Annotated in this window: 10 protein-coding genes; 5 read left to right on the top strand and 5 right to left on the bottom strand. The window is 69.8% G+C overall.

Annotated features, from left to right (window positions below; all coding sequences use genetic code 11):
- Window positions 1-408 (bottom strand): helix-turn-helix domain-containing protein (locus ACFFNX_RS29725; protein ID WP_378209137.1); only part of this gene is annotated, 408 nt, incomplete at its 3' end.
- Window positions 409-713: 305 nt separating this feature from the next.
- Window positions 714-1,508 (bottom strand): YmdB family metallophosphoesterase, encoded by a 795-nt coding sequence (locus ACFFNX_RS29730; RefSeq protein ID WP_378209139.1) that lies wholly within the window; start codon window positions 1,506-1,508, stop codon window positions 714-716.
- 260 nt (window positions 1,509-1,768) lie between these two features.
- On the opposite strand from ACFFNX_RS29730, the gene ACFFNX_RS29735 reads away from it, so the two are divergent.
- From ACFFNX_RS29735 to ACFFNX_RS29750, 4 genes are all read left to right on the top strand, one after another.
- Window positions 1,769-2,632: an adenosyl-fluoride synthase gene (locus ACFFNX_RS29735; protein ID WP_378209141.1), complete on the top strand. Its 864-nt coding sequence runs from the start codon at window positions 1,769-1,771 to the stop codon at window positions 2,630-2,632.
- Window positions 2,633-2,700: 68 nt separating this feature from the next.
- A complete protein-coding gene (locus ACFFNX_RS29740; RefSeq protein WP_378209143.1) occupies window positions 2,701-4,062 on the top strand; it encodes a cation:proton antiporter in 1,362 nt (453 codons plus the stop codon).
- Complete coding sequence (gene ilvD / locus ACFFNX_RS29745; protein ID WP_378209145.1) at window positions 4,022-5,710, top strand: dihydroxy-acid dehydratase; 1,689 nt, start codon at window positions 4,022-4,024, stop codon at window positions 5,708-5,710. Before ACFFNX_RS29740 ends, ilvD begins: the two co-directional genes overlap by 41 nt.
- Window positions 5,707-6,468, top strand: a complete 762-nt coding sequence (locus tag ACFFNX_RS29750) for an SDR family NAD(P)-dependent oxidoreductase (RefSeq protein ID WP_378209147.1) — start codon at window positions 5,707-5,709, stop codon at window positions 6,466-6,468. The genes ilvD and ACFFNX_RS29750 overlap by 4 nt, the downstream gene beginning before the upstream one ends.
- Window positions 6,469-6,532: 64 nt before the next feature.
- On the opposite strand, the gene ACFFNX_RS29755 is transcribed toward ACFFNX_RS29750, so the two are convergent.
- Together ACFFNX_RS29755 and ACFFNX_RS29760 are read right to left on the bottom strand one after the other, a co-directional pair.
- Window positions 6,533-7,864, bottom strand: a complete 1,332-nt coding sequence (locus tag ACFFNX_RS29755; RefSeq protein ID WP_378209149.1) for a M20/M25/M40 family metallo-hydrolase — start codon at window positions 7,862-7,864, stop codon at window positions 6,533-6,535.
- A gap of 23 nt (window positions 7,865-7,887) precedes the next feature.
- On the bottom strand, window positions 7,888-9,324 hold the full coding sequence (locus ACFFNX_RS29760) for an MFS transporter (RefSeq protein ID WP_378209150.1): 1,437 nt from the start codon (window positions 9,322-9,324) through the stop codon (window positions 7,888-7,890).
- A gap of 233 nt (window positions 9,325-9,557) precedes the next feature.
- Between ACFFNX_RS29760 and ACFFNX_RS29765 the strand changes: the two genes are divergently transcribed.
- Complete coding sequence (locus ACFFNX_RS29765) at window positions 9,558-10,619, top strand: Lrp/AsnC family transcriptional regulator (RefSeq protein ID WP_378209152.1); 1,062 nt, start codon at window positions 9,558-9,560, stop codon at window positions 10,617-10,619.
- Here the strand turns inward: ACFFNX_RS29765 and ACFFNX_RS29770 are convergent.
- Window positions 10,600-11,135, bottom strand: a 536-nt coding sequence (locus tag ACFFNX_RS29770; RefSeq protein WP_378209154.1) for an aldolase/citrate lyase family protein, incomplete at its 5' end; no start/stop codon positions are given. The two genes, ACFFNX_RS29765 and ACFFNX_RS29770, sit on opposite strands and share 20 nt — an antisense overlap.

Genomic DNA, 11,135 nt, shown 5'->3' on the forward strand with positions numbered 1-11,135 from the left:
ACGCCCGAGGTGGGTGTGTTCGCAGCGGCGGATCGGCTCGCCGGTGGCCCGGTCGATATGAGACAGCCGGTTCAGCCGGCACCGCGTCAAAACCGCGTGCACGGCCGAGGCCGGCATGCCCAGCCGCCCGGCGATCTGCACCGGTCCCAGCCGCTGCTTCCACCGCAGACGCACGATCTTGCGCACCACCGGCTGTGACGTCCTTGACGGGCTGTGACACGGCCGCCAAGACCGATCGACCATCCCAGCAGCGCCATGGTGACGGTAGCGCTCAGCCCACCACTTGGCCATCGGCCAGGAAACCTCATACCACTCAGCGGCCCGGGCCACCGGCCAGCCATCATCGACGATCAAACACGCCAGGCGAAGACCCGCACGAAGGGTCAGGACAGCGTCAGCGTGGGACACGAAGGCCTCCTGACTGATGGAGCGGTTCCTAGACAGCTCCACTCCACAACCGCAGGCCTTCACCGATCACCCACATTCACACCGTGTCCTCACACAACCTCAACCAACCTGCCCGGGTAGTACATCTAGCCCTGCCGCGAAGCCCCGGCTCGTACGCCGCCGAGCGTGCGGTCTCGCCGCGAGCCGCCATGACCGCGGTCGCGTGCGGTGACCTCGCGGCGGGCGGCCCCGGACGCTCCACGAACGGCGGCTCCGGTTCTGGAAACCTCACACGGCTGCACGAAGGGCGAGCGTCCGGGCCGCCGTCAGGCCGACGGCCACTCGGTGATGCGCCGGATGTGCTTCGTCCGGCCCTCTTCGATCTCCAGCAGGACCGCTCCGAGGACGATCGGGCCGTCGAGCGGTGAGGGCAGCGGCGGCGCGAAGGGATCGCCCACCGTCGTCAGGCCCGTGACGAAGCCGTCGTAGGCGAACCCCTGGACACCGCCGTCCGGGCCGGTCATCCCGACGTCGGACACCAGTGCGGTGCCGCCGGGAAGCAGGTGCAGCGCACGGGTCGCCTCGTGGGTGTGGGTGCCCAGCACCGCGGCGGCCTGGCCGTCGACGGCCCGGGCGAAGATCTGCTTCTCGAGCACATGGTCGCCGTGGTAGTCGACGAGGACCGTGCCGCGCCGGTCGGCCTCGTGCCAGGCGGAGTAGGCCGGCCGGAACTTGCCGGCGGTCGCCCGTACGCTCTTCATCGCACACGCGTCGGCGAGGTTCAGCACCGTCACGGTCTCGCCCGCGTGATCCAGATAGGCGATGCCGCGTCCGGGAACGCCGTCGCAGAGGTTGAGCGGGCGGATCACCTTCGGGTTGGCGAGCGCGTCGACCGAGTCCGGGCTGTCCCAGGAATGGTTTCCCCCGGTGATCAGGTCCGCTCCGGCGTCGAGCAGCGACTCGACCTGTTTCACCGTCATTCCGAGCCCGGTCGGCGCACAGTTCTCGGCGTTCACAATGATGATGTCCGCGTCATGCTGGTCGCGCATTTCCGCCAGATTGTTAATAATCTGGTCGGTTGCCACGTCTCCGACGACGTCGCCGAAGAATAGAACTTTCACGGCCGGCCTCGCATTCGACTCTCGGGCTGAGGGGCGACCGCAATCCTTTCCCGGGCGTTCGGGAAGGGCATCGCCCCAAGCGATGAGTGCGACTACGACCTTCGGCGCATGCCGGCTACATCGTGCGGCGTTATGTGAATTGGCACTTCAACCCGCCTTCTGGATTCGTGGTCCCGTACTTATGATGCGAATCAAGCCCGCACGGAAAAGTGGAGGAAGGTATGTCAGAGAACAATTCGCGGCGACCGATCATCGCGTTCATGAGCGACCTCGGGACGACCGACGACTCGGTCGCGCAGTGCAAAGGCCTCATGCTGAGCATCTGCCCCGACGTCACCGTCGTGGACGTGTGCCACTCGATGACACCGTGGGACGTGGTGGAGGGCGCGCGGTACATCGTCGACCTGCCTCGCTACTTCCCCGAGGGCACCGTGTTCGCCACCACGACGTACCCGGCGACGGGCACCGAGACCCGGTCGGTCGCGATCCGGCTCAAGCACGCCGCCCTGGGCGGGGCGCGCGGGCAGCTGGCGGGCTCGGGCAAGGGCTTCGAGCGGGCGGAGGGCTCCTACATCTACATCGCGCCGAACAACGGCCTGCTCACCAGGGTGATCGAGGAGCACGGCTACCTGGAGGCCTACGAGGTCAGCTCGACCGACGTGATCCCCGAGCAGCCCGAGCCGACGTTCTACAGCCGCGAGATGGTGGCCATCCCGTCCGCGCACCTGGCCGCCGGCTACCCGCTGGAGAAGGTCGGCCGCAAGCTGTCGGACGACGAGATCGTGCGGTTCGACACCAAGCCCGCGGTGTCCACCGGCGAGGGCACGCTCAGCGGGTTCGTCTCCGCGATCGACCACCCGTTCGGCAACGTGTGGACCAACGTGCACCGCCGGGACCTGGAGAAGCTGGGTATCGCGTACGGCACCCCGCTGAAGATCACGGTGGACGGCGTGCTGCCGTTCGAGCTGCCGCTGTCGCCCACGTTCGCCGACGCCGGCGCGGTGGGCGAGCCGGTGGCCTACCTCAACAGCCGGGGCTTCCTGGCGGTCGCCCGGAACGCCGCGAGCCTGGCCTACCCCTACAACCTCAAGGAAGGGATGTCGGTCACCGTCGTCAAGGCGTGACCGACGGTCCCGCTCCCGGCTCGCGGCACCATCGGCGCCGCGGGCCGGGCTCATGATCGGAAGGCCTCATGTCCCTCCACCTGGCGGATGTCGCGCACATCCTGATCGCGTTAACGCTCCTCATCCTGCTGGCGCATCTCTTCGGCCACCTCTTCGGCGTCCTGCGGCAGCCGCCCGTGATCGGTGAGATCCTCGGGGGACTGCTGCTCGGCCCGACCGTCCTCGGCGCGTTCGCTCCCGGCGTCAAGGACTCGCTGTTCCCCCAGACGGGGCCGACCGCATCGGTGCTGGGTGGCTTCTACCAACTCGGCCTCATCTTCTTGATGTTCCTCGCCGGCACCGAGTTGCGATCGGCCGGGTCGGCGGCGGAGAACCGGACCGTCCTCGGCATCACGGTGTTCGGACTGGGGCTTCCGTTCGGGGCCGGGCTGCTCATCCAGCGTCTCGTGGATCCCGCGAGCCTGTCCGGTCCCAAGGGGTCGGCCACCTCGTTCGCGCTGGTCTTCGGCATCGCGATCGCCGTGACGAGCATCCCGGTGATCTCTCGGATCATGCTCGATCTGGGGATCATGGGAACGCCGTTCGCCCGCGTGGTGCTGTCCGTCGCGGTGCTGGAGGACCTGGCGCTGTACGTCATGCTGGCCGTCGTCCTCGGACTGGTCCAGGCGCACTCGGGTGACGCGTTCGGGCTCTGGGATCTCACGGGCGTCACGTCGGTGCCGCTGACCTCGGTCTACTACGTCGCCGTCTCGGTGGTCTTCCTCCTGCTCTTTCTGATCTTCGGCAGGCGCCTCTTCCGCCTGCTGACCACGCGCCGCCTGGGCGCGCTGGAGCGCCGGAACCCGACGGCGCTGCGGATCGTGTTCCTGTTCGCCGCGGTGTTGTGCTGCATCGCGCTGGGTATCAACGCGGTGTTCGGCGCGCTGATGGCGGGGGTGAGCGTCGCCGGGGCGACGGCCGACGGCACGGACGCCGATGCCGCCTCCACCGATGTCTCGCAGACCGTCAAACACTTCTCTCTCGCCCTGTTCGTGCCGGTCTATTTCGCGATCGTGGGCCTTCAGCTTGATCTACTGCACCACTTCCCGGTCGTTTTCTTCGTGTGGTTCCTCCTGGTGGCGTGTGCGGTGAAACTGGCCGGCGTATGGGTGGGGGCGCGGCTGGCGGGCGAGGACAACCGGTCGGCGACGAACCTGGCGATCGCGATGAACGCCCGAGGCGGCCCGGGAATCGTCCTGGCCACCGTCACGTTCACCGCCGGAATCATCAATGAGGAGTTCTTCACGGTTCTGGTGCTCCTATCGATCATCACGTCCCAGGCTGCCGGAATCTGGCTCGACCTGAAGCTCGTCCGGCACGTGGACGATGGCAATGAAATGGATGGCGAGGATGTCTGGTCCAAGGAGTCGGAGGCTGTTCGAAGGCCGTGACCGTGCCCCGACGAGAGCGTTTCTCCGGGCGATCGGTTATTCATCCGATGATCTGCGTAAGCCGGTGGTCGGTGTAGCCCATTCCTGGGTCGAGACGATGCCCTGTAACTTCACGCATCGTCGTATCGCCGAACTGGTCAAGCAGGGCGTCCGCGAGGCCGGCGGAACGCCGATGGAGCTCAACACGATCGCGATCTCCGACGTTGTCACGATGGGCACCGAGGGGATGAAGACGTCGCTGGTCAGCCGGGAGGTGATCGCCGACTCGATCGAGCTGGTGGCGCGCGGTCACATGTTCGACGCGCTGGTCACGATCGTCGGATGCGACAAGACGATCCCCGCCGCGGCCATGGCGCACGCACGGCTCGACATCCCCGGCCTGGTGCTCTACTCCGGGTCGATCATGCCGGGCTCCTTCCAGGGACGGAGCGTCACGATCGCCAGTGTCTTCGAGGCGGTCGGCGCGAACGCCGCCGGGCGGATGAGCGACGACGAGCTGCTGGAGCTCGAACGCGGCGCCTGCCCGGGGGCGGGCGCGTGCGGCGGGCAGTACACCGCGAACACGATGGCGATGGCACTGGAGTTCCTGGGACTGTCGCCGCTGGGCTCGGCCGGCCCTCCGGCGGTGAGCCGGACCCGCGAGGACACCGCGATCGAGGCGGGCCGCCAGGCGATGCGGCTGCTGTCGGACGGGCTGTCGCCCAGCGGGCTCCTCAGCCGCGCCTCCTTCGAGAACTCCATCGCGGCCGGCGTCGCCACGGGCGGCTCGACCAACCTGGTGCTGCATCTGCTGGCGATCGCGCGTGAGGCGGGCATCCCGCTGGACCTGGAGACGTTCCACGCCGTCAGCGAGCGGACGCCGATCATCGCGGACATGATGCCGCACGGGCGGTTCACCGCCGTCGACCTCGACCGGGCGGGCGGGAGCAGGCTGGTGGCGCGGCGACTGCTCGACGCGGGGCTGCTGGACGGCGAGGCCCTCACCGTGACGGGCCGGTCCATCGGCGAGGAGGCGGCGGAGGCCGCCGAGACCCCCGGGCAGGAGGTCGTCGTGACGGCCACCGACCCGCTGTCGGCGACCGGCGGCCTGGCCATCCTGCACGGCGATCTCGCTCCCGAGGGCTGCGTCGTGAAGACGGCCGGTTGCGAGCACCTGTTCCATCGCGGTCCCGCTCGCGTGTTCGACACGGAGGAGTCCGCGATGGCCGCGGCGCAGGCCGGCGACATCAGGTCCGGTGACGTCGTGGTGATCCGGTACGAGGGGCCGCGCGGCGGCCCGGGAATGCGGGAGATGCTCGGGGTCACCGCGGCGCTCGTGGGGCGGGGGCTCGGCGGCGACGTCGCCCTGCTCACCGACGGCCGGTTCTCCGGCGCCACCCGCGGGCTGATGGCGGGACACGTGGCGCCGGAGGCGGCGCTCGGCGGCCCGATCGGCCTCGTGGAGGACGGCGACGTGATCACGATCGACGTCGCGGCCCGTCGCGTGGAACTGGCGGTCGACCCCGCGACGCTCGACGCGCGGCGGTCCGCGTGGAAGGAACCGCCGGCCCGGTACACGGGCGGGGTGATGGGTAAGTACGCGGGGCTCGTGGGGTCGGCGGCGCTCGGCGCGGTCACCACACCGCCCGATGAAGGGAGCCGGTCGTGAACTCTCTCGCCGGACTGTCCTGCCTGGTGACCGGGGCGGCCAACGGGATCGGGCGGGCCACCGCCGCGCTGTTCTGCCGTTCGGGCGCGAAGGTGACACTGGCCGACATCGACGAGGCCGGGCTGGCCCGGGCGCACGCGGAGCTGACCGGGGCGGGCGGCGTCGCGAACGCCGTCGTCGGCGACGTGTCACAGGCCGACGACGCCCGGCGGATGGTCGAGTCGGCGGTCGAGCGGTTCGGCGGGCTCGACGTCCTCGTGGCGAACGCCGGAATGATCCCGCTCCTGGACATCGCCGAGGCCAAGCCCGAAGACTGGGACGAGGTCATGGCGGTGGACGGCCGCGGGATGTTCCTCACCTGCAAGTACGCGATCGAGCAGATGGTCGGTGACGGCGGCGGCGCGATCGTCTGCGTCTCGTCGATCTCCGGGATGGCCGGCCAGAAGAGCCAGGCGACGTACGGTCCCGCGAAGTTCATCGCGACGGGCCTGACCATGCATCTGGCCGTCGAGTGGGCCGACAGCGGGATCCGGGTGAACGCCGTGGCTCCGGGCACGATCCGCACCGAACGCGTGCGACGGCTCCCGGACGAGCCGGGCGGGCCGGAGTATCTGGCCGCGATCGAGCGGATGCATCCGATGGGCCGGCTCGGAGAGCCCGAGGAGGTCGCGGCCGCGATCGCCTTCCTGGCCTCCCCGGAGGCCTCCTTCATCACGGGCGCGATCCTGCCGGTGGACGGCGGCTACCTCGCGCAGTGACGGAGTGAGGCGGTGAGGCCGGGGCGCCGCGTCGCGCCCCGGCCCCACCACGAGGGCGCCGCGCTCAGCAGAGGTCGAAGAACCTGTCCAGCACGCGGGCTCCGAACCGCAGGCTGTCCGCTGGGACGCGTTCGTCCACTCCGTGGAAGACACCGGGATAGTCGAAGTCGGGCGGGAGACGAAGCGGCACGAAGCCGAAGCAGGCAATGCCCAACCGGCTGAAGTGCTTCGCGTCCGTACCCGCGGACAGCAGGTAGGGCACGACCCGGCCGTCCGGGTCCTCCCCCTCCAGGCTGGCGCGCATCGCGTCGGTGACCGGCCCGGTGAAGTCGGTCTCGACCGCGATGTCGTAGTGCAGCTCCTCACGTTGGACGTTGGGGCCGAGGAGGGTGTCGAGCTCGGTGAGGAAGGTCTCCTCCGAACCCGGCAGGTAGCGACAGTCGATCTCCGCGTGAGCCTGGCCCGGGATGACGTTGGTCTTCATCCCGGCCGCGAGTACGGTCGGCGTCGCCATGTCACGGAAGGTGCCGCCGACGATGCGCTCGACCGGTCCGAGCGCCTTGAGCAGCGGGGCGGGGTTCTCCAGATCGAGCGGCTCGCCCAGCTCGGCGGCCAGTTCCTCCATGAAGTCCCGCAACGCCGGACGGATCCGCTGCGGGAACCGGTGCCTGCCGATCCGGGCGACGGCCTCGGAGAGTTCGATCACGCTGTTCTCATCGTTCAGCATCGAGCCGTGCCCGGCGACGCCGCTGGCCGTCAGGCGGTACCAGGCGATGCCCTTCTGGGCGGTCTCCACGAGGTAGAGGCGGCGTCCGGTCGGCAGCGTCACCGAGTAACCGCCGACCTCGCTGATCGCCTCGGTGCATCCTTCGAACAGGTCGGCGCGGTTCCGGCAGAGCCATCCGGCGCCGTGGTGGCCGCCGGTCTCCTCGTCGGCGACGAAGGCCAGGACCACGTCGCGGGCCGGTGGGCGAGACGTGCGCCGCCGTTCGCGCACGACCGCCAGGACCATGGCGAGGAGGTTCTTCATGTCGACCGCGCCCCGGCCCCACACGCACCCGTCGGCGATCTCGCCGGAGAACGGCGGGAACCGCCAGTCCGCCGCGTCGGCCGGGACGACGTCGGTGTGGCCGTGGACCAGGAGCCGTGGCCGGTCCCGATCCGCGCCGGGCCAGACGGCGATCACGTTCGTACGGCCCGGCGTCGGTTCGATGATCTCCGGCTCGAGTCCCACGTCCGCGAGTATTCCGGCGATGTACTCCGCCGCCGCGCGTTCTCCGGGACCGTTGCCGTCACCGTAATTGGTGGTGTCGAATCGCAGCAGGTCACGGCAGATCGTGACGGCGTCGTCCGCGGCGGTGTCTCCGAGGGGGGCTCCGGAGGCTTGCGAGACCATGCGTTTCCCTTCTTTGTCGGGGTTCAGCCGGCGGGTTGGGAGGGGCGAGGCTCAAGTGGCTCGACGACTTCGGGCCGGTCGGCGATCTCCACGGACAGGCCGGTGGCCCGTGGCCCGAGCGCGAGCACGTCGATGATGAGGAGTCCGAGCGCGATGGCGACCACCGTGAAGACCGCGGAGCCGCCCGAGTGGTCGAGGACCGGGATCAGGATGTACGGCAGCGCCGCGGTCACGAGCCGGCTGATCGAGTACGCCGCTCCGGCGGCGGTGGCGCGTACCGCCGTCGGGTAGATCTCGCCGAGGTAGACGTGGAAGGCGTTGGAGAAGGTGTTGCTGATCACCGTGAAGAGGAAGCCCCAGAGCACGATCCAGAAGGGGGAGGGGGCGTAGCCGAACAGCAGGCCCGTGATCGCCATGCCCGCGGCGCCGGCCGCGATCAGGACCTTGCGCTCCATCCGCTCGATGATCGGCAGGGACAGCGCCGAGCCGATGGGGTAGCCGATGTAGACGAACGCGAGGAAGGTCAGCGAACTGACCACGGAGTACCCCTTGGCCAGGAGTACCAGGGGCGCCAGAGTGCCGAAGCCGTAGTAGCCGAACACCTCCAGCCCGTTGATCGTCCACTGCATGAAGGTCCGGCGGGCGTACTCGCGGGTGAACAGGATGCGCACGGGCAGGCGGTCCTGCGTGACGGTCGCCACGCCCGGCTCCGGCGGGGGAAGCTCGGCGCCCGAACGACGCGCGTCCTCCTCCCAGGAGGTGACGATCCGGTCGGCCTCCTCGGTCCGGCCCACCGACTCCAGCCAGCGTGGTGACTCGGGGAGCGCACGCCGCAGCACCCACACGAGGAGGGCGCCGAGCGCGCCGATGAAGAACATCCATCGCCAGCCGGAGACGCCGAGCGGTTTGAGTGGAACGAGCCACCGGGCGAGGAAGCCCGCGGCGGGGATCCCGAGGAACGCGGTCGTGTACGCCCACGAGAGAAACCGGCCGCGGAGCTTGGGCGGCAGGATGTCGGACAGGTAGGCGTCGGCGAGGGCGAGTTCGGCGCCGAGCCCGAGACCTGCGATGAAGCGGGCGATGACGAGGATCGTCGCGTTCGGCGACAGGCCCCCGACCAGCGAGAACACCGAGTAGATCGCCAGGTTGAGAACGAACGCCTGCCGGCGGCCGAGCTTGTCGGCGAGCCGCCCGAAGAAGATCGCGCCGAGGAACTGGCCGATGAAGGCGCTGGCCAGGACCGCCTTGAGCGTGTCGGGGGACAGCCCGAACTGCGTCTTCAGGACCGCCGAGAGCGTCCCGGCGAGGAAGATCTCATATGTGTCGAAGAAGAGCCCGAGGCCGACGAAGACGACCGCGATCTTGTGGACGCGCCCAATCGGCAGCCGGTTGAGGCGGGCCGCGATGGAGGCGCGCCCTGCTGACCCCTCGGGATTCGCCGGTGGGTATTCGTCTGGCATGTGCGAACTCCCGTCCATTCCCACGTTGGGACCCAATCGTTACGGACCGAACTCGGTCGCCCGAGCTGATGGGGATTCGGCCGGAAGTGCGCACCGACAAGGAACGAATACTGTCAGCCATAGTGCGATACCGGCGTCTTCCCCTTCCCCCGAGAAAAGGACCGATGCCATAATGCTGCAACAACTGCTTCATTCAGCGACATTGCAGTTATCCGACGACGGTGGGGCGATCTGTGCACGAAACCGGCAACGAACTCCGGGAGCTCGATCTCGCTCTGATCAACGCCCTGCAGATCGCGCCGCGCGCGCCGTGGCGGCTGATCGGCGAGGTGCTCGAGGTCAACCCGGTCACCGTCGCGCGACACTGGGAGCGGTTGAGCACGGAGGGGCTGGCCTGGGTCACCGCGTACGGGGCCACGTCACTCATGCGGAGCATGTCGTTCGCCCTCGTCGCGGTGCACTGCACCGCCGATCGGGTGCACGACGTGGCCGCGGCGCTCGCCGACGACCCGCAGGCCGTGACCGTCGCCCACACCGTGGGGACCTGCGATCTCCTCGTCACCGTCTGGACGCCGGACCTGCCCACGCTCTCGCACTACCTGCTGCGCCGGCTCAACGCGCTGCCCGGTGTGGTGTCCAGTCGCACGTCGGTGGCCAGCGACATGTTCGTCGAGGGGAGCCACTGGCGATTAGGTTCGCTCTCTCCCGAGCAGCGGCGCCGCCTCCAGGGCGGGCAGCCGAGCCGGACCGGAGCCGCCGAACTCCGCCCCGAGGATCGCCGGCTGGCGGTGGCGCTCAGCCGCGACGGCCGCGCGTCGTACGAGGAACTGGCCACGGCCACCGGCGCGAGCGCGAGCACCGTGCGCCGCCGGCTGTACCGCCTGCTCGACAGCGGTGCGCTGACGCTGCGCTGTGAGGTCTCCCGCGAGTTCTCCGGCCGCCCGGTGTCGGCGACCCTGTGGATCGACGTCCCGCACCATGCCCTGGCCGACGCCGCGGCGCACCTGGCCGGACTGCCGCAGACCCGGATGTGCGCGGCGGTCGTGGGCCACAGCGACCTGGCACTGACGGTGTGGCTGCGGTCGGTCGAGGAGCTCCAGCCTCTGGAGATGGAGATCGCGGCCGCCGTGCCGAACCTCGTCGTCGCCGAACGCACCCTGACCTTACGGCACCTGAAGCTGATGGGCCGGGTGCTGCGCGACGACGGACGCGCCGCACGCGTGGTGCCGCTCGACATCTGGCGCCACCCGGCACCGTCGGCTCTGGAGCCTCGGCTCACGCTCCACCAGCGGTGAGCGGTGCGCCGCTCACCGCCGGCGGACAGGCCGTCTCGGCGAGCCGGAGCAGGCGCTCCCGGACCAGTTGGGCGTCCACGCCGCAGGCGACGAGCTGGATGCCCACCTCCCACCACGTGCGGGCATGGGCCTCGTCGGGCGCGAACACCGCGGTGGCCATGTTCCGCGCGGACGCGGTGGCGGCCGCGTCCTCGAGGGCGTCCCGGACCTTCGGATGATCGATCTGGCCCGGCACACCGAGGGAGTGCGACATGTCCACCGGCCCGAGGAAGACGCCGTCGAGGCCGGGAACATCGAGGATCTCGGGCATCGCGGCGATCCCCGCCGCTCCTTCGATCATCACCATCACCGCGACGTCCCGGTTCGCGGCGGCGAACCAGTCCGGCGTGGCGCCGTAACGGGCGGCTCGTACCCAGGGGTTGGCGCCGCGCGCGCCGTCCGGCGCGAACCTGGCCGCCTCCACCACGGCCCGCGCGGCGTCGGCCGACCCGACCTGCGGGACCAGCACGCCGTCCG

Source organism: Actinoallomurus acaciae, assembly GCF_042429965.1.
In the GTDB taxonomy this organism is placed as follows: Bacteria; Actinomycetota; Actinomycetes; order Streptosporangiales; family Streptosporangiaceae; genus Actinoallomurus; species Actinoallomurus acaciae.

Excerpts from the sequence above, each read along its gene's own strand:
- ilvD (WP_378209145.1), top strand. The coding sequence starts at position 4,022 with ATGTCTGGTCCAAGGAGTCGGAGGCTGTTCGAAGGCCGTGACCGTGCC.
- ACFFNX_RS29740 (WP_378209143.1), top strand. The coding sequence starts at position 2,701 with ATGTCCCTCCACCTGGCGGATGTCGCGCACATCCTGATCGCGTTAACG.
- ACFFNX_RS29735 (WP_378209141.1), top strand. The coding sequence starts at position 1,769 with ATGAGCGACCTCGGGACGACCGACGACTCGGTCGCGCAGTGCAAAGGC.
- ACFFNX_RS29755 (WP_378209149.1), bottom strand. The coding sequence starts at position 7,864 with ATGGTCTCGCAAGCCTCCGGAGCCCCCCTCGGAGACACCGCCGCGGAC.
- ACFFNX_RS29760 (WP_378209150.1), bottom strand. The coding sequence starts at position 9,324 with ATGCCAGACGAATACCCACCGGCGAATCCCGAGGGGTCAGCAGGGCGC.